Below are 23,969 nucleotides of genomic sequence, written 5' to 3'. Positions count from 1 at the left end.
GACAGTGTTCATGATTTCGCTCCCGGTTCGGTCGGCTGTGCGAAGAACCGCCGCGCGTCCGTTACCTCGCCCGCGATCGCGGCGGCCGCGACCATGACCGGCGACATCAGCATCGTGCGGCCCGTCGGCGAACCTTGCCGCCCGCGGAAATTCCGGTTGGAGGACGACGCGCAGGTCTCCTGGCCCTTCAGGCTGTCGGCGTTCATCCCGCAGCACAGCGAACAGCCGGTGTCGCGGAAATCGAACCCTGCCTCGATCAGCACCTTGTCGATCCCCTTGGCGATCAGCGCCTCCCGCACGCGCCGAGACCCCGGGACCGCCAATGCCCGGACATGCGGCGCCACGCGCAATCCCCGCCCGCGCAACTGGTCCGCGACGGCCTCGAAATCCGAAACCCGCCCGTTGGTGCAGGATCCGATGAACGCGACGTCGATCCGCGTGCCCGCGATCGGCGCGGCCGGGCGCAGGCCCATGAAGTCGAGGACGTCCCGCGTCGGACCCTGTTCCTGTCCGGATATGGCAGTGGGATCGGGAACGGCCCCGCCCACCGGAACGGATTGATCCGGGGACACACCCCAGGTGACCATCGGCTGGATGTCCTCGCCGCGTAGCACGACGACGTCGTCATAGGCCGCATCACGATCGGACCGAACCTGCTCCCAGGCGGTCATCGCCTCGTCCCATGCCGCACCCTGCGGCGCATGGTCGCGGCCGCGCAGATAGTCATAGGTCGTCTGGTCCGGATTGACATAGCCGCAGCGCGCGCCGCCTTCGATGGCGAGGTTGCAGAGCGTCATGCGCTCTTCCATCGAAAACCCGTCCACCACCGCGCCGCCGAACTCATAGGCGAAGCCGACGCCGCCTTTGGCGCCCAGGACATGGATGACGTGAAGCGCGACGTCCTTGGCGTAGACGCCGGGGGCCAGCCGGCCGGTGATCTCGACCCGCCGCACCTTCAGCTTTTCCATCAGCAGCGTCTGGCTCGCCAGCACGTCGCGCACTTGCGAGGTGCCGATGCCGAAGGCGATCGCCCCGAACGCGCCGTGCGTGGAGGTATGGCTATCCCCGCATACGATCACCATCCCCGGCTGGGTCAGCCCCCGCTCGGGTGCGACCACGTGCACGATCCCATGCTCGCCCCGGGATGGATCGAAATAGGTCAGGCCGAACGCGGCCATGTTGCGGCCCATCGCCTCGACCTGTTCGGCCGCCATCGGATCGACGAAATCCAGCGGGTCCCCGCCGGTCGAGATCGAATGGTCGGCACTGCCGAAAGTCCGGCCCGGGTGACGCACGCGCAGCCCCCGTTCGCGCAGCGCCTCGAACGCTTGGGGACTGGAGACTTCGTTGAGGAAATGGAGATCGGCCGCGAGCTGGTACTGCCCGGCCGTTACCTCCCGCACGATGTGCCGGTCGAAGACCTTTTCGTACAACGTCTGCCCCATGGCATCCTCTCTTGGTATCCCAATTTATCCTGTAATGGGATACCATATTGGGATATTGAGTCCAGGGCCAAAATCGGGTTCCATCACCTTCAACGCCATGTCCCAGATGCTGCAGATCCACGATCGCTTGCGGGAAATGATCCTCTCGCTCGACCTCATTCCCGGCGAACGCCTCACCGAACGCTGGCTGGAAAGCCAGTTCGAAGGCTCGCGGACCCCCATCCGCGCCGCCCTGGCGCGGCTGGAAAGCGAGGATCTTGTCCGCCGCGACAACCGCAACTGGATGGTGGCGCCCATCGACCTGGGCGAGTTGGAAGCGCTGGCCGAGTTCCGGGAACCCTTGGAGGCGACGGCGGTCCGCCTGGCCTGCTCGCGCGCCGGGGAGGCTGACCTGGCCGCGATCGAGGAAATGCTGGACGCCTGTCAGTCCGGCGCCCCGCGCGAGGAATGGCACCGCGTCGGCACCGATTTCCACGTCGAGATCGCGCGGTTGTCGGGCAACCCGTTCATCGTCAAGGGCATCGAAGGCGTGATGACCCGCTTGTCACGCGCCCGCTGGCTGGAGGTCTGGACGGAGCCATCGCGCGAACAAGCCTGGGCCGAACACCGGCGCATCCTGGGCTACATTCGCCGCCACCAGGCCGACGACGCGGCGCGGGAGGCTGCGGAGCACATCCGCGACACACGGGACCGCCTGTTACGTTCGCTCAGCGACGACCGCCGCGGCTTGCGCGCGCGGGGGCTGGCCGTGATCGAGGGGCGCAGGGGGTAGGGGGCTGGGTAGGGGCTGGGGAACGGCTACCCCAGCGCGCCGCCCTTCCGCGCGAACTGGATATACAACGCCCGCAGCCGTCCCACGGTCTCCCCCGGCACGCCCTTGCCGATCGGCTGTCCGTCGATCTCCACGACCGGCATGACGAAATTCGTGGCCGAGGTGATGAACGCCTCGTCCGCCGCCAATGCCTCTTGCAGCGTGAACGCCCGCTGTTCGAAGGTGAACCCGCTTTCGGCCACGAACGCCAGCACCGCCTGCCGCGTGATGCCCGGCAGGACCTTTTCCGACAGCGGCCGGGAAATCAGCGTCCGGTCCTTGACGATCCACGCTGTCGAGGATCCGCCCTCGGTCACCACGCCATCTTCCAGCATCCACGCTTCCTGCGCGCCGTTCTCGGACGCGAACTGCTTGGCCAGTACCGACGCCAGCAGGTTCACGCTCTTGATGTCCCGCCGCGCCCAGCGCAGGTCCGGCGCACTGACCACCTTGATGCCGGTCTTCGCCGCCGGCGCATCCAGCAGCCGCCGAGCCTGGGTGAACATCACCAGGGTCGAGGCCGCCTGTTTCGGGAACGGGAACTCCCGGTCCGCCGCGCCGCGTGTCACCTGTAGATACACGCTGCCTTCGTTCAACCCGTTCCGCTTGATCAGTTCGCGATGGATCGCGACCAGTTCGGGGCGCGACCAGGGCAGGGACAGCTTGATCTCGCGGCACGACCGCTCCAGCCGCGCCAGATGGGCCTCCACATCGACCAGGACACCGTCGATGACGGACGTCGCTTCATACACCCCGTCGCCGAATATGAAGCCGCGATCGAAGATGGAGACGGTCGCCTGCTCTTCCGGTAAGTAAGCACCATTGACATAGACGATACGGCTCATGAGGCTCTGGCTCTCCGCGACAACCGGGCCTTTCTAGCGGAATTGCCGCCGTGATGGCCATGGCCGTTGTGCTAGGAAAAATTCTTGACACGAAGGTATAAAAGCCTATAAGAGAAACGACAGCAACCGAACGAGCGATCTATGACCTTCGACCATCTCCCCCAAGCCGTGCTGATGGGCATCCTGCACCAACTCGCCATGCTCCTGCGCGGCGGGGCAGAAGGGGACGTCGACGCCGCCCGGCAGGACGCCGTCGCCATGCTCAAAAGCTATAATCCGCGGACCGAAGCCGAACTGCGTCTCGCCGCTCGGGTCGTCATCTACAATCTCCAGTCCGGCGAGGCGCTTGCCCAGGCGGCGAACCGTGAGATGCCGATACCGCGCGTGCTGCGCCTGCGCAGCGGCGCCATCATGCTCTGCCAGGAAGCCGACAAGGCGGAAAGCCGCTTGGAGCAACTGCGCGCGGCCCGAGCGGCTGGCCGTCCGGAGCCGCGGCTGGAACCGGAACCCCGCGGCATTGCGGCCATCTCGGCCCTTATCGAGGAAAGCAGGAGGGTCGCGGCCTATGCGCAGGCTCACGGCCTGGCCTGGCCCGAAGCCTTCAAGCAGCGCCAGCGCGACCAGCGCGTTGCCGGACGCAAGGGGCGGCCAGGTCAGGCCGCGACGACCTCGACCTGATTGGTGTTGTAGGTCGTCGCCCCGCACGGGGCGGCCCGGTCCGTCGTCAGCGCGTTCGCGCAGCCGGACCGATCGGCCCCGTCCGCCCCCGGCGCGAACCACGCCCCTTCCTTGATCGAAACGACGCCGGGCAGGATACGATCGGTGACCTGCACCGGCAGCACCGTCGCGCCGATATCGTTGAACACCTTGACCGGCTGTCCGTCCGCCAGCCCGCGCGCCGCGGCATCCATCGGATGCATCCAGACCGTATCCGGATCGACGCGGGACAGATGCGGCTGGTTGCCGTGGATACTATGCGTGCGGGCCCGTGACTTGGGCGTGCAAAGGCTCAGCGGAAAGCGCTGCGCATCGTCCGTCGGCGCGAACCAGGTCGGGATGGGCGGGATGACGCCCAGCCCGTACGGGTTCGGGTTCGACGCCAGAACCTCGGAATACACTTCGATCTTTCCGCTGGGCGTCTTGAACGGGACGCCGTCGCGGATCTGATTGGCGAACGCCACCGCGTCGGCCGGCGCGGGGAAACGCGCGACGCCCTGTTCCGAGAACGACTCGAAATCGTCGATCGCTGGCGTGGACAGGTCGCGCAGCCACTGCGCCTCGGTCTTCGTGTTGTAGCCGTTGATGCCGATGCGGCGCGACAATTCGTCGAAGATGTCGATGTCGTTGCGGCATTCGTACATCGGCGCAATGGCCTGCTTCATGTAGATCGCATAATGGCCGGCCCCGGCCCAGGGAACATGGACGTCGTTCCGTTCCCAGAAGGTCGTCGCCGGCAGCACGATATCGGCGTGCCGCACGGTGGGCGTCAGGAAATGGTCCTGGCCGACGATGAACTCCACCCCATCCAGCGACGCCGCCATCTTCGCCGCGTTGGGACACTGGTTGAACAGGTCGCCGCCGGCCGAATAGATCATCTTGATGTCCGCCGGATATCCGCCAGCCTTGCCGCGCGCCAGCAGGTCCGCCAGCAGCGGCGAGGCCACCTTCGACGTGATCGGATTGCCGCCCGTCGGCAGGCTCTTCATCTGACCGCGCCCGGTCGCGCCGTTGCTCACGCCCGAACTGCCGCCGACGATGCCGACATTGCCGGTGATCGCGGCCATCGCATAGGCCGCGCGGTGGAACTGCTCGCCATACGCGGTGCGGCCCGGGGCGTAGCCGCATTGCAGCGCCGCGGGCTTGGCGCGGGCGAACTCGATCGCCAGCCGCCGGATCGTCTCGGCCGGAATGCCGGTGATCGACGCGGCCCATTCCGGCGTCTTCGGTTGACCGTCCGAAAGTCCCATCAGATACGACCGGTAGGACGCGCCCGCCGGCACCGCGCCCTCGTCGAAGCCGTGCACGAAGCGATCGCAATAGGCCTGGTCGTGCAGGTTCTCCGACACGATGACATGGGTCATCGCGATCAGCGCCGCCGCGTCGGTCGAGGGGCGGATGAAAACGTGCTCGTCTGCCAACGCCTTGCTGGTCGCCGTCTGGCGCGGGTCGATGCAGATGATGCGCGCCCCCTGCTTCTTGGCGTGCCGCAGATACGCCATCGTGCCGGTGCCGAACGTGCCGTCGCCGGGGCTCCAGCCCCACATCAGGATCAGTTTCGAGTTGGCGAAATCCGTCGGCTCCCGCCCGGCCGACTTGTAGTCGTTGGTACCATAGGTGATGCGGACCGAGAACACCTCCGCCTCGGCCGACATGTTGGACCACAGGTCGGTGCAGCCGCCGAACATGTACAGGAACCGCTGCGCCGCGGGGCGGCCGTGCAGCATCGACGTGCTGCCGGTCCGCGACGCGTCCAATATCGCGCCGTTGCCGTATCTCTCCCGGACCCGCAGCATCTCGCGAGCGACGGTGTCGAGCGCCTCGTCCCAGGAGATCCGCTCGAACTGCCCGGACCCCCGAGGTCCGGTGCGGCGCATCGGATATTGCAGCCGGTCGGGGTGGTAAGTGCGCTCGATCTGCCCGACGCCGCGCGCGCAGGCGGTCAGCGGCGGCAGATCCGGGTTCCAGCGCCGCTGGTCGGTGGAGATATGGACGATCTTCCCGTCGCGGACATGCGCGTTGACGACGCAGCGGCCCCCGCAATTATGGCCGCAGGTGGAGGTAACGACAGTCTCCCCCGGCTTCGCGGCGATGCGCGGAGCTTCGTAGATCGTTGCGCTCATGGATCCGCCCAGACTGGTTGCCGAAAGCATGGACCGGGTCGGTGCGGCGGGGCAAGCCCTCGATACTTCGGTGCCGGCCGACATACGACGTTCGGTGACTACCGACATATGACGTTCACCACCGCTTGCCGTCCGGCCCGGACGGCCACCGTTGCCCGTTCCAGCGCCGCGGGCAGGTCGGCGGGCCGGTCGACCCGTTCCCCGTACCCGTCATGCGCCGCCATCAGTTTCTCGAATGCCGGCGTCGGCAACTCCGCCATGAACCGCCCATCCGCTTCGGCCGCCGCGCCGTGCGCATACATGTCCAGCGTCGCCCGTCGCACCGCGTTGTACAGTGCGTTGTTGTAGATCACGGTCAGCGTCGGCAGGTTCTGCGCCTGGGCTGTCGCATGGCAGGCCGTCGGGTTGGCGAACATGTACGCCCCGTCCCCCAGCACCGAGACCACCAGGCTGTCCGGGTGCGCCAGCTTGATCCCCAGCGACGCCCCCAATCCCCAGCCCAGACCCCCCGCCAACGACACCGCGTACAGGCTGCCCGGGCCAGGCAGCGGGCAGTATTCCTGCAGGAACGAGTATTCGCTGACCATCTTCGTATCGGAGTCGATCACGTCGCGCAGGCAGCGGTTCAGCCAGGGCAGGGTGATCGTCTCGGTCTTGCCGGCGGCCTCCGCCTCCGTCGCCCACTTGGCGTGCAGCGCCCGGGACTCTTCGGCCAGCGCGGCCCGGCGCCCTGCCAGGTGCGGCATCGCGCGTCCCTCCAACGCCTTCTCCAGCCCCTCCAGCACCGAGAGGCACGTCGCTCGGATCGTCAGGTCGGAGGGGAAGCTGCGCATCGGCAACCTGGCGAAGAGGGGGTCTTCGCCGATCTGGACGACGCGGGCGCCCGCAGGCGGAGATTGTTTCGACGGCAACCACGGCACGTCGGTGTCGAACACGATCACCAGGTCGGCATGCTGCAGCAGCGGGCCGGGCGCGCCACCGAAGAACATCGGATGATCGCCGCCAATGGCAAAGTAGCGCGTCTGATAGGGAACCACCGGCAGCGCGTACCGCTCCGCCAGACGCGCCAGCACGACGGCGTCGCGCGGATCGCGCCCGAGATGTCCCGTGATGATCAAGGGCTGCTTCGCCGCCGCGATCCAGTTGGCCAGCGTCTCGACATCCTCCGCCGGCGCCACCGGCGGCTTCGGCCTCGCCCTGTGGCCGAGGGCGGATTCCGCCGGCGTGCTCAGCCTTTCGCCCAGTACCTCGCGTGGCAGGCTCAAGTAGACGGGACCCTGCGGGGACATCATCGCGATCTCCATCGCGCGATCCACCGTGGTGGCGGCCTGGTCGCCGCGCTTCATCTCATAGTCCCATTTGACGACCTCGCGCAGCATGCCGGCCTGGTCGAACATTTCCTGCGACCAGTGGATATGCACGCTGCGCGAGCCTTCGGCGCCGGTCTCGGTGAACGGCGTGCGGCCGCTGGTCAGCAGCATGGGCACCCGGTCGCGTGAGGCGTTGATCAGCATGTTGATCGCATTCGCCGTCCCGACATTGGTGTGCAGCATCACCGCCTGCGGCCGGCCGGTCGACACCGTATAGCCATGCGCCATGGCGACGGCGGCGTTTTCATGCGGTACCACCAGTGGCCGCGGCAGCCGGGTGTTGGTGCGGTTGATCCGGGCATAGGCCTCCACGATGGGGGCGAAGTCGGTGCCTGGATTGGCGAACAGGTATTCGATCCCGTGTTCGGCCAGGGCTTCCAGGTAATATTCGGCGGCGATGCGGCTCATGGTCGGCTCCTCGCGCTTTCGATCGCCCGCCACACGCGTTCGGGGGTCGCGGGCATGTCGATATGGGTGACGCCCAGCGGGCGCAGCGCGTCCAGCACCGCGCTGACGATGGTGGGGGGCGCGCCGATGGCACCGGCCTGCCCGGCGCCTTTGACCCCCAGCGGATTGCCGGCGGTCGGCACCCCGGTCAGCGTCACGTCCAGGTCCGGCAGGTCGATGGCCCGGGGAACCTGGTAATCCATGAACGATGCCGTCAGCATCTGCCCCGACACCGGGTCATAGACCGTCTGTTCCGTCAGCGCCTGCCCGATGCCCTGGGCCAGGCCCCCTTGCACCTGCCCCTGGGTCAGCAGCGGGTTGATCAGCGTGCCGTAATCGTCCACGGCGGAATAGCGGACGAGCATCACCAGGCCGGTCTCGGGGTCGACCTCCACCTCCGCGATGTGGCAGCCATTGGGGATGGTGATGATGTCGAGCAGGTTCCAGACATAGGTATCCAGCGAGGCTTCCTTCGCCACCGCCAGCAGGTCGACCGAACGACCGTCGCAGGAGAAGACGCCGTCGGCATAGGCCAGCTCATCCGGTTGCGCCTGCAACAAAGTGGCGGCGATGGGACGGGCCTTCTCCAGCACCGTCGTTGCGGCTTTGTGCAGGGCCGATCCGCCTTGGTGCATGGAGCGCGCGCCGCCATGGCCGTTGCCTTCGCGGACCGTCGCCGTGTCCGCCTGGACATAGGTGAACGTTTCCAGCGGCAGGCCAAACAGGTCGGCGGCGATCTGCTTGTAGCTGGTTTCGTGTCCCATCCCGTTGCTCTGCGTGCCGAGATGGAGCGAGATCGTGCCGCCGGGATGGAACTTGATCTCCGCGCCTTCGTTCGGCGCGCCGCGGGCGGTTTCCAGGAAGCAGGCCAGCCCCAGCCCACGAAGCAGGCCGCGCGCTTCCGATGCCGCGCGACGGGCGGCGAAGCCGGCGGCATCGGCCTGCGCCAGCACGTCGTCGATGTTCAGCGCGAAGCGGCCGCAATCGACCAGCGTGCCCAGCGCCTTGCGATACGGGAAGGTCCCGATCAGGTTGCGCCGGCGCAGCTCGATCCGGTCGAAACCACATTGTGCGGCAGCGGCGTCGATCAGGCGTTCGATGATGTAATTCGCCTCGGGCTTGCCGGCGCCGCGATAGGCGTCGATCGGCGCCTGGTTGGTGAACGCTGCGCGCACGTCCATGTGGATGGCCGGGATGACGTAGCCGCCCCCCATTGCCGCGGCCGGCGCGTTGGTGGAACTGCCGGGGCCGCCGCCGGACATATAGGCGCCGAGGCCGGCCTTGGTCTCCACATCCAACCCCAGGAACGTCCCGTTCGCATCGAGCGCCAGCCGTGCATGGGTGATGTTGTCGCGGCCTTGGGCGGCGGCGAGGAAGTCTTCGGTGCGGTCCTCGATCCATTTGACCGGGCGACCCAGCGCGCGGGCGGCCCAGAGCAGCATGACGTACTCGGGATAGAGGCAGTTTTTGATCCCGAAGCCGCCGCCGACATCGGGCGCCCAGACCCGCACGTCGTCGCGCGGGCAACCGAAGATCGAATCGGCGAGCTGGTCGCGGATGGCATGGACGCTGGCGGCCGACACCGCCAGCTCATACCGTCCGTCATTCCATGACCCGATCGCCGCGCGGTTTTCCAGCGGCGCGATGACCAGGCGGTTGTTGACGATGTCGACCGCGACGACATGTGCCGCGGCGGCGAAGGCGTCCCGCACCGCCTCCGCATCGCCCTTGCGGAAGCGGTAGGATTCGTTGCCGAAGTCCCAGATCGCAGGCGCGTCCGCCGCCAGGGCCGAGACAGCATCCACGACGCAGGGAAGCGCCGTGTAGCTGACCAAGATCATTTCGGAAGCATTCCGAGCGGCTTGCGGGGTTTCGGCGATGATGAAGGCGACCGGGTCGCCGACGTGGCGCACCCGTCCGTTTGCCAGCGCCGGCCGCGGCGGCACATGCATCGGCGCATCGGTCGCGACCGAAGTCGCGCAGGGCAGGTGGCCCAGGCCGGCGATGTCGGGATAGGTGTAGATACCGACCACGCCCGGAATCGCGGTCGCCCCGGTCGTATCGATCGCATCGATCGTGGCGTGCGCGTGCGGCGACCGGATGAAGACCCCCCAGGCCTGGCCTGGGAGGTTCACGTCCTCGACATACGTCCCGTGTCCGGTGAGGAACCGGGCGTCCTCCAGCCGCCGCAGGGGCTGCCCGATCAGCCCCAAGTCAGAAACCGAGCTTGGCGGTCAGGCCGAAGCCGTCGGCGAGGTCCTTCAGCTTGGCCCATGTCGCGTCTTCCACCGGGATGCCGTTGGCGCGGCGGTCCTTTTCCTTCCGGAACTCGACCTCGCCCGGATAGAATACTTCCTTGAAGCCTTGCGCCGGCGGCGTCGCTTTCAGGTAGTTGGCGAAATCCGTCACCTCCTGCTTGAACGTGTGCAGGTCGCGGAAGGCCGAGACCTTGAACACCGCCATGAAGCAGCCGTCATTATGCCGCCCGGTCGGTTCGATGCCGAAACCGAGGCCGGTCAGCAGGCCGGAGAAGATCTCCACGATCGCAGCGAGGCCGGTGCCCTTGTAGCCTTCCGACCCGCCCAGCGGCAGCAGCGCGCCGCCGGATTTCAGCACTTTCGGGTCGGTCGACGGCCGACCCTCGGAATCGATCAACCAGCCGGACGGCACCTGCTCGCCGCGGGCGGTGGCGACGTTGATCTTGCCGGCGGCGGCGGCCGAGGTCGCCATGTCGAACACCAACGGGCCTTCCAGGTTGGACGGCACGGCGAAGCAGATCGGGTTGGTGCCCAGCCGCGCCTTGGCGCCGCCGAACGGTGCGACGTGCTTGGGGCTGCGGCCGGAGTCCGCGGTGATCATGGCGATCATGCCTTCGGCCGCGGCCAGCAGCGGGTAGCTGGCGAGGCGCCCGATATGGCTCTGGCGGAACACGGTGCAGGCGGCGACGTTCTGCTTCTTCGCCTTCTCGATCGTGTAGCGCATCGCGCGGTCGCTGACGTAGTAGCCGAAGCCCCAGTTGCCGTCGACGACGGTGGTGGTGTCGGTCTCCTGCGTGACGGTCCAGGGCGCCTGGGGCACGATATGGCCGACCTTGATGCGGTCGATATAGGTGGGGATCAGGATGATCCCGTGGCTGTCATGGCCCACCAGGTTCGCGCCGATATTGTATTTGGCGATGACTTTCGCCTCCTCGGCTGATGCGCCGGCCGCGACCAGCAGGCTTTCGGCGATCTCCATGAGTTTTTCGGCTGACACGACGGGCATCGGCTTCTCCTTAGTCTGCCTTCGGGGGTCTACTTTGGGGTTCCCTCGGGCCGAGGCTAACCCAGCCCCCGGCAGTTGGCCAGAACGCCGGATTCGGCGTAGCGTCCGGAGACAGGGCAGGAGGAAAGTCATGGCAACGTCGAATCTCTACGCCGGTGTCGCCGGCTATGTGGGCCGAGCGGACCAGAAAGGGACGGTGGGCGTGTTCGCGCGGCAGGCGGGGTCGGACCGGTGGGACCATGTGGTGCAGGACGTCGAGAGCTTCGCCGTCAACGTGCATCCGACCGATCCGAACGTCGTGCTCGCGGGTACCTCGGACGGGGTGTATCGCAGCACCGATCGCGGCAAGTCGTTCCATCGCACCGATTTCCCCGACAAGGGGATGCAGGTCTGGTCGTTCCTGGTCGATGCGCAGGATCCCAGGCTGATCTATGCCGGCGGGTCGCCGATCGCGGTCTACCGCAGCGAGGACATGGGCGAAACGTGGCGGCGCCTGCCCGATCCGGGCATGCCCGACCGCGCGGTGATGCCGTTCGCCTGCCGCGTCATGCGGATGGCGCAGCACCCCAAGAAGCCGGGCACGATCTTCGCGGCGCTGGAGGTCAACGGCGTGATGCGCACCGATGACGGCGGCGAACACTGGACGGATTGCAGCACCGACCTGCTGCGCCTGGCGGAGATGCCGCATCTGAAGAGCAAGATCGTCAGCAACACCTATAACGAGGGCATGCTCGACGGCCACGCCATCGCCATCAGCCCCTCCGATCCCGACAAGGTCATCGTCGCGGTCCGGATGGGCCTGTTCGAGACGTCCGACGCCGGCGCGACGTGGCAGGACATGGAAGTCGGCCGGTTCGCCCCGACGACATATGGCCGCGACATCAAGGTATCGCCGCAGGACGGCGACACGCTCTACGCGGCGCTGAGCGTCGCGGCGGCGAGCAAGGATGGCGGGCTGTACCGCAGCACCGACAAGGGACAGAGCTGGAGGCGCTTCGACAAGGTGCAGGTGCACGGGACCATCATGTCCGTCACGCTGCATCCGAAAGATCCCAAGCAGGTCTATCTGGGCGCCCGCTACGACGGGGAGGTGTTCGGCACCGAGGATGGCGGCGACACCTGGCAATCGCTGCCGCTGCCGGCGGGGGTGAAGGATATCTATTCGTTGGCGGTCGGGTAGAAGCGGGCGGGCCCGAAGCAGACGGGGCCGGAAGCACATGGGGGCCGGGTCCTGCCTGGTCCTCTTTACGCCCGTTGTTTTTCCGTTTCGGCGACGTGCTTTCGCAGGACGCGGTTGATTTCGCTCTGGTAGCCCTTGCCGTCCTGCGTGTGACTGCGAAACCAGGCAAGCACATCCGCATCCAGCCGGATCGTGATCGCCTCCTTCCGGGGACGATACAGGCCGCGGCGAACGGCGCCGGACCAGCCGGACACTTCCGGAACGTCTGTTGTGTCGATTGCCTCGTCGGGCATTTCGGCCGGCTTTCGCAGCCGTTGCCGCTGGGTCTCAAGGGGCGCCATCTTCGTATGCCCTGCGTTCCGTTCCGGTCGCCTTCCGCGCACTGACGATGCGGATGCGCTCTTCCGTGGGATAGGTATGCATCACCAGGATCAGCCCGATACCACCCGCCATGCCGAAGGCATGCCACCGTCACACGATATATGGACAAATATGTAGATACAGATTTTGGAGACGGGGAAGGGCCTTAGCCCAGCACCGCCCACGCCAGCAGCACCACCCACCCGGTCACCGCCAGCGCCGTGTGCAGCAGGACCGTCAGCATCGGCCCCCGACGCCGCCGCGCCCAGACTGCCAGGCCGACGGCCAGTGCGCCTCCGAACAACCAGGCGGCGATCCGGCCGAAGGAGCCGGTTCCCTCTGCCGCGCCGCGCGCCGGCCCCCGCAGCGCCAGCAGCAGCAGTCCCAGGCCGACGGCGCCGGCCAGGCCGTGCGCCATGCCGGCCCACGCGGGCGGTCGCCGGATGCCCTCTGCCGCGCGCAGGTGCCAGAAGGCCAGCAGCGTGCCGGCGATGACCGCCAGCGTGATGACCCAGGTCGCGGCCGAGGCCAATCAGGCCACCACGCCCATCAGGCCACCACGCCCATCAGGCCACCACGCCCAGGCCGCGCAGATGCTCGATGTCTGCCGGCGTGTAGCCAGCCTCGGCCAGCAGCGCCGCGCTATGCTGTCCGAGCGCCGGGGCGCGCTGGGGCGCGACCTTGTCGACGCCGTCGATGTGGAAGGGGCTGCTGACCGTCTCCTGCGCGCCATCGGCAAAGGGGACCAGGGCGCCGCAGTCGCGCATCTGCCGGTCGGTGGCGGCTTCCTCCACCGTGCCGACGATGCCGAAGGTCACGCCCACCCCATCCAGGATGGTGCGCCATTCGGCCAGGTCGCGAGTAGCGAACACCTCGTCCAGGACGCGGACCAGCGCTCGGGCATTCTCCTTCCGGGCGGCGGGGGTCGCGAAGCGGGGATCGTCGGACAGGTCGTGGCGGCCGATCGCGTCAAGAAACGACTTCAACTGCCGCTGCTCGTTGAACAGCGCCATGATGAACCAACGGCCGTCGCGGGAGCGGTAATGGTTCGCCAGCGCGTTCGGCGCGTCCTCGCGCCGGGGACGCAGCGGCACGGGCGTCCCGAACAGCCGCACCTGCACGGCGCAGGCGTTGGCCCACAGGCCGTTCTGCAGCAGCGACGTCTTCACGACGCCGCCCTGGCCGGTTTTCTCGCGGCGATACAGGGCCGAGACGATGGCGGCATAGAGCGCGGTGCCGCTGGGATGGTCGCCCATGCCGGGCATCGAACGCTGCGGCGTCGTCTCCGCATCCGCGCGGACCATGTCCATCAGGCCGGTACGGGCCCAATAGGCGGTGGAGTCGAAACCGGTCTTGGCGGCTTCCTCACCCGCTTCGCCATAGGCGGTGAACGAGGCATAGATCAGCCGCGGATTCAGCGGCAGCAGGTCGGCGGGCGCCATGCGCAGGCGGTCGCGGACCGGGATCGGGAAGTTGGTGATGAAAACATCCGCCTGGGTGCAGAGCCGGTGCAGCACGGCCTGGCCTTCGCGCTGCTTCAGGTCCAGCGCCAGGCTGCGCTTGTTGCGGGACGTGAGCTGCCAGTAATAGTCGCCGCTCAGGCCGGGGATGGCCTGGACGGCCCGCCAGGGATCGCCCGCGCCGGGCGGCTCGATCTTGATGACGTCGGCGCCGAAGTCGGACAGGATCGTGGCGGCGCAGGGGCCGGCGATCCAACTGGCGCAGTCGATGACTTTCAGGCCGGCGAAGAGGGTCATGGGGCTGGCCTGACCGGAGACTGTGCATCCACGCCTGGCAGGGGCCAGCCATTCCCAGCTTTACCGGCATCGCAAGGCGTGGCTGGCCGGCACAAGGCCGGCCATGACAGGGTGGAGGCGCTCGGCCCGCTCCCTCGCCTTGGGACGAGGGTAGATTCGGCGCCCATCAAGGCGCCTGGTTGCTGAAGATGATCGTGCCCGACGCGGCGAACATGCCGCCGACGCCGTGGCAGACCGAGATCTTCGCGCCCTTCACCTGCGCCGGCGCGATCCCCCGCATCTGCCTCACGCTTTCCTGCAAGGCGTACATCCCGTACATGCCCGAATGCATATACGACAGCCCGCCGCCATTGGTGTTCAGCGGCAGCGATCCGCCCGGCGCCGTGTTGCGCGCGGCGATGAACGCGGCAGCTTCGCCGCGCGGCAGGAAGCCCAGATCCTCCAGCCCATAGATCGGCAGATGCGCGAAGGCGTCGTAGATCATCAGGTGATCGACGTCCTTGTGGGTGATCCCCGCCTCCTTGAATGCCGTCGGCCCGGCGACCCTGAATGCGCGGCTGGTCGTGAAGTCCTCCATCTGCGACACCAGAGGGGTCTCCGCACTCTCGCCCGTGCCCAGGATATAGACCGGCTTGGTCGGGAAATCCTTGGCCCGTTCCGCCGAGGTCAGGATCAGCGCGCCGCCGCCGTCGGTCACCAGGCAGCACATCAGCAGCCGGAACGGATAGGCGATCATCCGGCTGTTCAGCACGTCGTCGGTGGTGATCGGATTGCGGAACGTCGCGCGCGGGTTCTTCCCCGCCCATTCGCGCTGCACGACGCAGACCTGGGCGATCTGCTCGACCGTCACGCCGTAGGTCTTCATGTAGCGCAGCACCGGGATGGTGAACAGCGACGGCGGGCCCATCGGGCCGAAAGGCTGTTCGAACTGGCCGTTCAGCGATTGGGGATGCACCGGGCGCGGCGGATTGCCGATGCGGGATTTCCCGCTCTCGCCATGGGTGATCAGGATGGTCTTGGCGAGCCCGGCCTCGATCGCCGCCGCGGCATGGCGGACATGGATCATGAAGCTGCAGCCGCCGACCGCGGTCCCGTCGATCCAGGTCGGCGTGATGCCCAAATATTGCGCCAACTGCACCGGCGTTTCGTTGGCGCAGGCGATGCCGTCGATGTCCTTTGGCTTCAGCCCGCAATCCTTCATCGCGTTCACCGCCGCGTCGGCGTGCAGGCCGATCTGCGACAGGTTGGTGATCACGCCCAGGTCGGTCGTTTCAGCCGCTCCGACGACGGCCACGGTGTTGTGCGGCATCGCGGTCAGCCTTTCGCCAGGGAAGAAGCGGGACGGAAGAAGGGCAGGGTGATGGCGTCGGTCTGCGGCTCGAACACCACCTCCAGCTCCATGTCCAGCACCAGCGCCTCGGGCGTCTGCGGGCAGCCGACGATGTTGGTCATCATGCGCGGCCCTTCCGCCAGCTCCACGACGGCGATCGCATAGGGCGGGGTGAAGCCCGGCACCGGACGATGGTGGATGACGTAACTATAAAGCTTGGCCTTGCCCGAGGCCTCGATCACGGCGACGCTGCGGGAGGCGCAGGCGGGACAGAACGGCCGTGGCGGAAAGTAGACCTTGCCGCAATCGTCGCAGCGCTGCAGCAGCAGCTTTTCAGCCTTGGCGCCGTCCCAGAAATGCTGCGTCTCCGGCGTCGGCTGCGGCAGGGCGCGCCCGGCGGACGGAACGGCGGGCGCGGGGGGCGTTGCCATCGGTTGCTTCCTCCATGAACCTCCGGGTCACGTTATGCCGGGACCGGGGAGGCGGCAAGCGATGCAGGCGGCACGAATTCGGGTCAGAAGTCGTAGCGAAGTCCGATCTTGATCTGGTGGGAGTCCTCGTCGGCCTCCGATCCGAAATAGTGCTCGTAGCGATAGGCGGGCACGACCGAAAGCCCGGGCGCGATGGCGGCCGTCACGCCGACTTCGGCCAGGATCACGGCGTTGGAGGTGTCGTAGCCCTTGGCCGTGAACAGGATCGGCGTGGCGAAATGCGCGTCGCCGACGTCGAGATGGTAATATCCGACACCAGCCCCGACATACGGCGTGACGCCGGCAAAACTGACCGGAAGATCATAGAACAGGTTTGCCGTTACCGTGAAACGATTGCGATCACCCCCGTCGGGCGACGTCAGTTTCGTTCCGTTCAGGGCGGAGAAGACGGTTCCCGCGGTGTGCAGGGTCCGGGTGTCGAGCGAATTGTGCAGATAGCCCAATTCCAGCTCCGCACGGAAACCCAGCGGAAGGCGGTGGCCGATCGCGGCCCCGAGGGTGAAGCCGGGATTATAGCTGGATGTCGTCGTGTCGGACGCGTGAAGGCCCGAGCTGCTGTAGATCGTACCGGGTGCGGTCGTGTCCGTGGTGAACAACGCACCCGCGCTGCCGCTGATATACCACCCCGATTGGGCATGAGCCTGTCCTGCCGCCGCGACAATGCCTGTCGCGGCGGTCATTGCCGCCAAAGTAAAACGCATGATGATACCTGATCGTTATGGTACCCTTATCGAAGCGGTTACATTTGTCGTCAAGCGTAGCAATCGAATGCTTTCGCGTGGCTCCTGCGGTTTTTGCGAGGATACCGGAGGGGCGAGGCCGCGAAGGCCTCGCCGATGACCGATCATTAATTTTTTGCAAGCCGTCCGGGCGATTTCGGCAGGCCATGACAGGAAGGATCGAAGGCACCCCCAGGCAACGGGCTGCCCGCGGCGTCAGGCCTTGCGCCGGACCTTGCGCAGCCAGTGGAGGGCCGTGCCTCCGCCCAGGAGTCCGAAGGCCGGTATCCCGGCCGCCAGCAGCGGCGCCGGCGCCGGATGGCCGGAATTCGTCTGCGACGGCGGAGGTGCGTTGTAGGCGATTTGTGGGGGCGGGGTGAACGTCTGCGGTGACCCGGGGCCGGAGCTATAGGGGCTGGAGCCGTAAGTACCGGGGTCGTACCGGCCGCCGTGCCCCCCGTCCGACGAAAGAGGCACAACGATCATCGTAGCGATGATGATCGGGAATACGACCAAAGCCCACATCGAACCGTAACCTCGAAACACGTGACGATTTGTTTAGTAACACAACCGACAGAATTGGGCGATTGGAATGTACACATCACATAAATTGTGAACGAAAAATTAGATATCATATCTCACAATACTCATTTTTTAGTTAAATCCGGGAGGATGACTCGAATTCGACACGATGCAGCGTCGTATTTTGTCATTTATCGAATTGCGGCGGCGGCTGCCCCCGCCGTGATCGCCGAATCAGGGCCGCGCCATGACCACCTTCGCGCGGTGAGGCCGTGTCATCGCCTCCAACTGCAGCAATTCGTCCAACTGCACCGGCGTCAGCAGTCCCTCATCCAGCACCACTTCCGCCACGGTCCGCTTCTCGGCCAGGGCTCGCCGCGCGACGCGGGAGGCGTTCTCGTAGCCGAGCGCGGGGACCAGGGCGGTGACGAGGCCGATGCTGCCGCGCACCAGGCTCTCGCAGCGTTCGCGGTCGACTTCGATCCCCTCGATGCAGCGTACCCGCAGCGTCTCCACCGCCGCCGTCAACATGCGCAGCGCGTTCAGGACGCAATAGCCGATCGTCGGCTCGAACGCGTTCAACTGCAACTGTCCGCCTTCGGCGCACAGCGTCACCGTGATGTCGTGGCCCATCACCAGGAAGGCGACCTGGTTGACCACCTCGGGGATCACCGGATTCACCTTGCCCGGCATGATCGACGACCCGGCCTGCACCGGCGGCAGCTTCAGCTCCCCGATGCCGGTCCGCGGACCGGACGACAGCAGCCGCAGGTCGTTGCTGATCTTCGACAGCTTCATCGCCGTCCGTTTCAGCAGTCCCATGAACAGGACGAACGCCCCCATGTCCGACGTCGCCTCGATCAGGTTCGTCGCGGGGACCAGGGAGATGCGGGACGCGCGCGCAAGTTCTTCCACCACCAGGCTGGAGTAGCGGGGATCGGCATTGATGCCGGTGCCGATCGCGGTGGCGCCCAGGCTGATCTCGCGGAACAGGCCGACGATCTCGCGCAGCCGGGCGACATCCTCTTTCAGCGTGACGTGGAAGGCGTCGAATTCCTGGCCGACGGTCATCGGCACCGCGTCCTGCAACTGCGTGCGGCCCATCTTCAGCACGTCGGCGAACTCGACGCCCTTGGCCTTGAACGCGAACGCCAGGTCGTCCAGCGCCTGGCCCAACGGTTCGCTGGCGAAGATCACCGCCAGGCGCAGCGCCGTCGGATAGGCGTCGTTGGTCGATTGCGCCATGTTCACGTCGTCGTTCGGGTGCAGCTTCGTGTAAGTCCCGCGCGGCTCGCCCATCAGTTCCAGCGCGACGTTCGCGATCACCTCGTTGGCGTTCATGTTGGTCGAGGTGCCGGCGCCGCCCTGGACCGCGTCGACCACGAACTGGTCGCGGAACCGCCCGTCCTCGGCGATCAGCAGGCAGGCCCGCTCGATCGCGTCGGCCTTGACGGGATCGAGGTCGCCCAGCCGCCGGTTCGCCCGCGCCGCGGCCAGCTTCACCAGCGCCAGCGCCCGGACCAGTTGCGGGAAGTGCCCGACCGGGACGCCGGTGATCGGGAAGTTCCGTACCGCCCGCTGGGTGTGGATTCCCCAATAGACCGAGGCTGGAACATCGTCCTCGCCCAGCAGGTCATGCTCCCGCCGCGTTCCCGGCTGCGTCGTCATCAGAAGCCTCCACCGCCTTGCGGTCCGTTGCCCCGGACCCTGGTCGCGCATCGTGCAGCGGCACCCGCTTATTTGCCAGCGTCCTGACATTCGCGGCACATGCAACCGTCGGCCTCTTGCGGGCGCGAAGCCGGCGCGCCTAGCGTCCCCCGTTCTCAACGGAGGCGAGGCGGATGGCGGATAGCAGGCGCGTTGTGCTGGTGACGGGGGCACAGCAGGGGATCGGCGCGGCGATGGCGGTGGCGTTCGCGGCGGCGGGTGCCGACGTGGCGATCAACTGGCTGGACGATGAGGCTGCCGCGCAGCAGGTCGCCGACGCCGTGCGCGCGCAGGGCGCCGAGGCACTGCTGGTTCCGGCCGATGTCAGCAAGGTCGATCAGGCGCGCGGCATGGTCGACCAGGTCGTGGCCTGGAAGGACCGGCTGGACGTGCTGGTGAACAACGCCGGCGTCTTTCCGCGCGTCCCGTTCCTGGAAATGTCGGAAGCCGAGTGGGACTTCGTGATCGGGGTCAACCTCAAGGGCACCAATTTCTGTGCCCAGGCCGCCGCCTGGGCCATGATCGAGCGCAACATCCAGGGCGCGATCATCAACCTGTCCTCCCGCTCGATGGCGGGGGCGCCGCTGGGGGTGCATTACTCCGCGACCAAGGCCGGGGTGGTCGGGCTGACCCGGTCGATGGCGCTGGCGCTGGCGCAATACCGCATCCGCGTCAACGCGATCGCGCCCGGACTGACCGATACCGCGCAGCCGCGCTACGGGAACACCGAAGAGGAAATCCAGGACATGGCGCGCGCGACGCCGCTGGGCCGGATGGGGACGCCGGAAGATATCGCGGGGCTGGGGGTCTTTCTCGCTTCGGACGCTGCCGCCTGGATCACGGGGCAGGTGTACCACATCAATGGCGGGAGCTACATGGGCTGACCCTTCACCCCACCAGCACCGCCTTGCCGATCACCGTTCGGTCGATCACGGCCTGGAGCGCCTCGGCCGCCTGGTCCAGCCGGAAGGTGTGGGATATCCGGGGGCGCAGCTTGCCCTGTTCCGCCAGTGCCAGGAGGGCCTTGGTGTTGGCGATCGCCAACGCCGGGTTGGCTTCGTTCAGGCCGCCGATCCGCACGCCGACCGCGTCGATCCCCTTGATCAGCAGGTAGTTGCTGCGGATGTTCGTCGGGCCGCCGCCCAGGAAGCCCAGGATCAGCAGCCGCCCGCCCCAGGCGAGGCAGCGCAGCGATTCCTCGGCCACCTTGTCGCCGATCGGATCGTAGACGATGTCGACGCCCCGGCCGCCGGTGAGCGCCTTGACCTGGTCGGTGAAGCCGGCGCGATAGTCGATCGCGTGGTCCGCGCCTTCCTCCAGGCAGGCAGCGCGCTTTTCCGCACTGCCGGCGGTCGCGATCACCGTGGCGCCAAACGTCTTCGCCACCTGGATCGCCGCGATGCCGATGCCGCCGGCCGCGCCGTGGACCAGCACCGTCTCTCCGGCCGCCAGCCGCCCGCGCTGCAGCAGGGCGTGATAGGCCGTGGCATAGGCGCCGCGGAACACGCCGGCCTGTGCCAGCGACAAGGTCGACGGCACGCGATCGCAGAGCGCCGCCTTGGCGTTCGCCAGCTCCGCGCAGGCGCCCAGCGTCAGTCGGACCATCACCGCGTCGCCGACGGCGAAGCCGGTGACGTCCGCACCCAGTGCGACGACATGGCCCGCGGCCTCGTTGCCCGGAATGAACGGCGGTTCCGGTCGGAACTGGTATTTCCCCGCCAGCATCAGGACGTCGACGTATTGCACGCCGCGCGCGCCGAGTCGCACCTGGATCTCGTCGGCTCCGGGCGGAGACGGGTCCGGCACGTCGCGCAGGGCCAGGGTCTCCGTCCCTCCGAACCGTTCGCAAACCATGGCTTTCATCAGCGGAGACTCCAAGGCTTTCCGTGAGCTTATTGCAAATTTGAATCGGGCGCCGCATGGCCGGCCCGACGCACTTGATTCAGGTCAATTCAACCGGATAAAACATCGATGCAGACCACGGCAAGGTAAAGGCGGCAACGATCATGTCCACGTCAACGGGTATCCGGAAGCCGGCACAGGACGAGTCGTCGGACCTCGCGAAGCGGCTGACTGCGCTGCGTGCGGTGCCGTTGCTGCGCGACCTCGGCCAGGCGGTGCTGGACAAGCTGGCGCAGATCAGCGTGCTGCACTACGTGCCGGAAGGCACGATCGTCTGCCGGCAAGGTGAGCCGTCCAATCCGTTCTATATCATTATCGAAGGCCAGTTGTCGGGCTTCAGCACGGCCCCGAACGGCACTACGGCGGTGGTTGAGGTCATCCGGACCGGCGACCCGCTGGGCCTCGCCAATGTCCTGGCCGGGCTGCCGCGCCAACTCAGCGCCCAGGCGATCACGCCGTGCGAGTTGCTGGCCATCGACACGGCGGGGCTGATGGCGCTCGTCGCGCAGGAAACGTCGCTGGTCACCGCCCTGCTGCGCGCGCAGGCGACCGAGTTCCGGGCGCTGGTGCGTCAGGTGTGCGATCTGAAGCTGAGGACGACGGCGCAGCGGCTGGGTTGCTACCTGCTGGAGCTGTCGCAGCAGACCCAGGGCAACACGACCGCGCTGCGCCTGCCGTTCGACAAGCGTCTGCTGGCCGCACGCCTGGGCTGCCGGCAAGAGAACCTGTCCCGCGCCTTTGCCGCCCTGCGCAGCTTCGGCGTCGAAACCCACGGCGCGAGGGTGATCCTCCACGACATTGCCAAGCTGCGAGCGTATTCGGAGCCGGACGAGCCGATCGAGGAAGTGCCGGCCTAGCGACAAAGCCACGCTGCTTGGCATCGCGCCGTGACGGCGGCGCATGCGCGCATTAGCCCCGGAGCAGATTGTTCGGAACACGGCGCGGCGGGTGGCGCAGGCTGCCACCGCTCGTAGTCGCGCATCAGCGCCACAGGATGATCGCCAGGGCGCTGTTCGGCCATTCACGACATGTTACGTTGGCCTTTCCGTCGCCATGGTTTCAGTATAGTTCTCAAGGCGTAACACGGCATTTCCGGCCGCAGCGGCGGTGCGTCCCACGCGCCGGATCGAAAAAGGGGTTTGCATGGTTGCACGAGACAACGGAGCCATCGCCAAGGCCGTTCGGGCCCAACGCGACGCGATGGATGCCCTGTTCGAGCAACTCCGCGCCGATGGCCGCGACGATCCCGGCGTCTCCCGCGATCCTTACGGGCCCGGTGAGCAGCGGGGCCATGCGACCGTCACCCGCTTCGCCGCCGCCATGGGGCTGGAGATCGGCCACGACGCCGCCGCCAACCTGTATATGACCTTGCCGGGCCGGGACCGTTCCGCGCCCGTGCTGGTGATCGGCTCGCATTTGGATTCCGTGCCCCATGGCGGGAACTATGACGGCGCGGCGGGCGTGCTCGCCGGCCTTGCGGTCGTGGGGGCGCTGCAATCGCTGGACCTGGCGCCGCGCTGCGACATCGTGGTGATGGGCATCCGCGCGGAGGAGAGCGTCTGGTTCCAGGTTTCCTATGTCGGCAGCCGGTCCAGCCTGGGCACGCTGCCGGACGGCGCGCTGGAGGCGCGGCGCGTCGACACCGGGCGGACCCTGGCAGAGCATATCGCCGAGTGCGGCGGCGACCCCGCGGCGCTGCGCGACCGCAAGCGGCATTTCGACCCCGCACGGATCGCCGCCTATCTGGAACTCCACATCGAACAGGCGCCCAGCCTGGTCGAGGCCGGTCGGCCGGTCGCGATCTGCACCGGTATCCCCGGCAACTTCCGCTATACCGATGCGTGGATCGAGGGCGATCACGAGCATGTCGGCCTGCCCCGGCGGTTCCGCCGCGACGCCGCGATGGCCGGGGCGGCCTTCGCCATGGCGTTGGACGGGCTTTGGGCAGACTACGACGCGCGCGGGATCCCGATGGCCTGTACGCTGGGCCGCTTCCACACCGATCCGGCTGCGCACGGGCTGACCATCGTGCCGGGCGCGTTCCATTTCAGCCTCGACGTTCGAGCCTATGATCCTGGCGTGCTGGCGGAACTCGAAGCCAAGGTCGGTGCCATCGTCAAGCGGATCGAACAGGAGCGGGGCGTGCAGTTCCACCTGGGACCGACGGCGCGAGCGGCGGTGGGACCGGTGGATCCCGGGGTCAAGGCGGCGCTGGAGACGGCGGCCGCGGCGCAAGGCATCCGGTTTCTGCATATCGGCAGTCCGGCCTCTCACGATGCGGCGGCCTTCGCCGCGGCCGGGATTCCCATGGGCATGATCTTCGTACGCAACGCCAATGGCAGCCATAACCCTCGGGAGGCGATGACGATCGATGATTTCCTGGACGGGACGGTCGTCATGGCGCAGTGGGTCGCAGAGGAATGGACCTGAACGCGATCATGGCCGACCCATGGTGAACGAGTTCGACACACGCACCGCGCGTGCCATGTTGCCGCCGGGCGTGGCGCGCGCATCCCGCTGGCTGGTCCCGTTGATCTATGTCGGCTGCGCGCTGGCGTTCGTCTTCGACATCATGCGCGACAACCTGATCGCGTTCGGCATCTTCTATACGCCGCTGGTCGGGACGGCGGTGTTCTACCGATCCCGCCGGGCCACCTGGATCCTGGCCGGCACCGCCATATTGGCCGTCGTCCTGGGCGCGTTCCTTCCCTTCATCAGCCCCGACCTGCCGGACATGGTCGGCAACCGGGTGCTCTCGATCGGCGCCATCATCGCCACCGCGCTGTTCATCGATTACGCACGGCTGATCCAGGACCGCCTCGCGGCGGAGACAAGCCGGGCCGAAGAAGCCGAACGGATCAAGAGCGAAGTGCTGGACAATATCAGCGAGGAGATCCGCACGCCTCTGCAAGGCCTTCTCGGCCTCATGAACCTTTTGAAGGCCACCGCCCGGACCGACCAACTCGCAGCGCTGGAGCA

The 23,969-nt window shown here is 67.2% G+C and carries 22 protein-coding genes; 7 read left to right on the top strand and 15 right to left on the bottom strand.

The features are described 5' to 3' along the window. Positions 1–8: 8 nt before the first annotated feature. Positions 9–1,445, bottom strand: coding sequence for a 3-isopropylmalate dehydratase large subunit (gene leuC / locus VHB27_RS08630; RefSeq protein WP_325599286.1), 1,437 nt, complete (start codon positions 1,443–1,445; stop codon positions 9–11). A 97-nt stretch (positions 1,446–1,542) separates the two neighbouring features. On the opposite strand from leuC, the gene VHB27_RS08625 reads away from it, so the two are divergent. Next, positions 1,543–2,217 carry a GntR family transcriptional regulator gene (locus VHB27_RS08625; RefSeq protein ID WP_325599284.1) on the top strand — a complete coding sequence of 225 codons (675 nt, stop codon included), beginning with the start codon at positions 1,543–1,545 and terminating at the stop codon, positions 2,215–2,217. A gap of 26 nt (positions 2,218–2,243) precedes the next feature. Here the strand turns inward: VHB27_RS08625 and VHB27_RS08620 are convergent, their stop codons facing one another. Continuing rightward, on the bottom strand, positions 2,244–3,101 hold the full coding sequence (locus VHB27_RS08620) for a D-amino-acid transaminase (protein ID WP_325599282.1): 858 nt from the start codon (positions 3,099–3,101) through the stop codon (positions 2,244–2,246). Between the two features lie 141 nt (positions 3,102–3,242). On the opposite strand from VHB27_RS08620, the gene VHB27_RS08615 reads away from it, so the two are divergent. After that, positions 3,243–3,779 (top strand): hypothetical protein, encoded by a 537-nt coding sequence (locus VHB27_RS08615; RefSeq protein WP_325599280.1) that lies wholly within the window; start codon positions 3,243–3,245, stop codon positions 3,777–3,779. Here the strand turns inward: VHB27_RS08615 and VHB27_RS08610 are convergent. The 4 genes from VHB27_RS08610 to VHB27_RS08595 form a co-directional block, all read right to left on the bottom strand. Further along, complete coding sequence (locus VHB27_RS08610) at positions 3,755–5,941, bottom strand: molybdopterin-containing oxidoreductase family protein (RefSeq protein ID WP_325599278.1); 2,187 nt, start codon at positions 5,939–5,941, stop codon at positions 3,755–3,757. The two genes, VHB27_RS08615 and VHB27_RS08610, sit on opposite strands and share 25 nt — an antisense overlap. Before the next feature lie 98 nt (positions 5,942–6,039). After that, a complete protein-coding gene (locus tag VHB27_RS08605; protein WP_325599276.1) occupies positions 6,040–7,719 on the bottom strand; it encodes a thiamine pyrophosphate-requiring protein in 1,680 nt (559 codons plus the stop codon). Beyond that, positions 7,716–9,971 carry a xanthine dehydrogenase family protein molybdopterin-binding subunit gene (locus tag VHB27_RS08600; protein WP_325599274.1) on the bottom strand — a complete coding sequence of 752 codons (2,256 nt, stop codon included), beginning with the start codon at positions 9,969–9,971 and terminating at the stop codon, positions 7,716–7,718. Before VHB27_RS08600 ends, VHB27_RS08605 begins: the two co-directional genes overlap by 4 nt. A gap of 1 nt (position 9,972) precedes the next feature. Further along, positions 9,973–11,022 (bottom strand): Ldh family oxidoreductase, encoded by a 1,050-nt coding sequence (locus tag VHB27_RS08595; RefSeq protein WP_325599272.1) that lies wholly within the window; start codon positions 11,020–11,022, stop codon positions 9,973–9,975. Positions 11,023–11,152: 130 nt separating this feature from the next. Between VHB27_RS08595 and VHB27_RS08590 the strand changes: the two genes are divergently transcribed. Then, positions 11,153–12,202 carry a WD40/YVTN/BNR-like repeat-containing protein gene (locus VHB27_RS08590; RefSeq protein WP_325599270.1) on the top strand — a complete coding sequence of 350 codons (1,050 nt, stop codon included), beginning with the start codon at positions 11,153–11,155 and terminating at the stop codon, positions 12,200–12,202. Between the two features lie 65 nt (positions 12,203–12,267). On the opposite strand, the gene VHB27_RS08585 is transcribed toward VHB27_RS08590, so the two are convergent. The 8 genes from VHB27_RS08585 to VHB27_RS08550 all read right to left on the bottom strand — a co-directional run bounded on the left by VHB27_RS08585 (position 12,268) and on the right by VHB27_RS08550 (position 19,049). After that, complete coding sequence (locus VHB27_RS08585; protein ID WP_325599268.1) at positions 12,268–12,543, bottom strand: BrnA antitoxin family protein; 276 nt, start codon at positions 12,541–12,543, stop codon at positions 12,268–12,270. Positions 12,544–12,728: 185 nt separating this feature from the next. Continuing rightward, positions 12,729–13,094 (bottom strand): hypothetical protein, encoded by a 366-nt coding sequence (locus tag VHB27_RS08580; RefSeq protein ID WP_325599266.1) that lies wholly within the window; start codon positions 13,092–13,094, stop codon positions 12,729–12,731. A gap of 34 nt (positions 13,095–13,128) precedes the next feature. Beyond that, complete coding sequence (locus VHB27_RS08575; RefSeq protein WP_325599264.1) at positions 13,129–14,319, bottom strand: CaiB/BaiF CoA transferase family protein; 1,191 nt, start codon at positions 14,317–14,319, stop codon at positions 13,129–13,131. A 166-nt stretch (positions 14,320–14,485) separates the two neighbouring features. Next, the gene (locus VHB27_RS08570) at positions 14,486–15,628 is read right to left on the bottom strand and encodes a thiolase C-terminal domain-containing protein (protein ID WP_325599262.1); all 1,143 of its coding nucleotides are present in this window, start codon (positions 15,626–15,628) and stop codon (positions 14,486–14,488) included. A gap of 5 nt (positions 15,629–15,633) precedes the next feature. Next, positions 15,634–16,080 carry a Zn-ribbon domain-containing OB-fold protein gene (locus VHB27_RS08565; protein ID WP_325599260.1) on the bottom strand — a complete coding sequence of 149 codons (447 nt, stop codon included), beginning with the start codon at positions 16,078–16,080 and terminating at the stop codon, positions 15,634–15,636. Between the two features lie 83 nt (positions 16,081–16,163). Next, a complete protein-coding gene (locus VHB27_RS08560) occupies positions 16,164–16,841 on the bottom strand; it encodes an outer membrane protein (RefSeq protein WP_325599258.1) in 678 nt (225 codons plus the stop codon). A 234-nt stretch (positions 16,842–17,075) separates the two neighbouring features. Then, positions 17,076–17,384 carry a hypothetical protein gene (locus VHB27_RS08555; protein WP_325599254.1) on the bottom strand — a complete coding sequence of 103 codons (309 nt, stop codon included), beginning with the start codon at positions 17,382–17,384 and terminating at the stop codon, positions 17,076–17,078. 231 nt (positions 17,385–17,615) lie between these two features. After that, positions 17,616–19,049 (bottom strand): aspartate ammonia-lyase, encoded by a 1,434-nt coding sequence (locus VHB27_RS08550; protein WP_325599252.1) that lies wholly within the window; start codon positions 19,047–19,049, stop codon positions 17,616–17,618. A gap of 173 nt (positions 19,050–19,222) precedes the next feature. Here VHB27_RS08550 and VHB27_RS08545 point away from each other — a divergent pair, with 173 nt between their 5' ends. Then, positions 19,223–19,972, top strand: coding sequence for an SDR family NAD(P)-dependent oxidoreductase (locus VHB27_RS08545; RefSeq protein ID WP_325599250.1), 750 nt, complete (start codon positions 19,223–19,225; stop codon positions 19,970–19,972). 4 nt (positions 19,973–19,976) lie between these two features. Here VHB27_RS08545 and VHB27_RS08540 read toward each other — a convergent pair whose 3' ends face one another. Then, entirely contained in the window at positions 19,977–20,951 is a 975-nt protein-coding gene (locus VHB27_RS08540) for an NADPH:quinone oxidoreductase family protein (RefSeq protein WP_325599248.1), read from the bottom strand. Between the two features lie 143 nt (positions 20,952–21,094). Here VHB27_RS08540 and VHB27_RS08535 point away from each other — a divergent pair, with 143 nt between their 5' ends. The 3 genes from VHB27_RS08535 to VHB27_RS08525 all read left to right on the top strand — a co-directional run. Then, positions 21,095–21,847: a cyclic nucleotide-binding domain-containing protein gene (locus tag VHB27_RS08535; RefSeq protein WP_325599246.1), complete on the top strand. Its 753-nt coding sequence runs from the start codon at positions 21,095–21,097 to the stop codon at positions 21,845–21,847. Positions 21,848–22,133: 286 nt separating this feature from the next. Next, positions 22,134–23,420 carry a hydantoinase/carbamoylase family amidase gene (locus VHB27_RS08530; protein ID WP_325599244.1) on the top strand — a complete coding sequence of 429 codons (1,287 nt, stop codon included), beginning with the start codon at positions 22,134–22,136 and terminating at the stop codon, positions 23,418–23,420. Positions 23,421–23,439: 19 nt separating this feature from the next. After that, the coding region (locus tag VHB27_RS08525; RefSeq protein ID WP_325599242.1) for a hypothetical protein at positions 23,440–23,969 on the top strand (530 nt) is incomplete at its 3' end.

Source organism: Rhodopila sp. (genome assembly GCF_035548235.1).
Lineage (GTDB): Bacteria > Pseudomonadota > Alphaproteobacteria > Acetobacterales > Acetobacteraceae > Rhodopila.
This window is presented reverse-complemented; position numbering and strand designations above follow the sequence as displayed.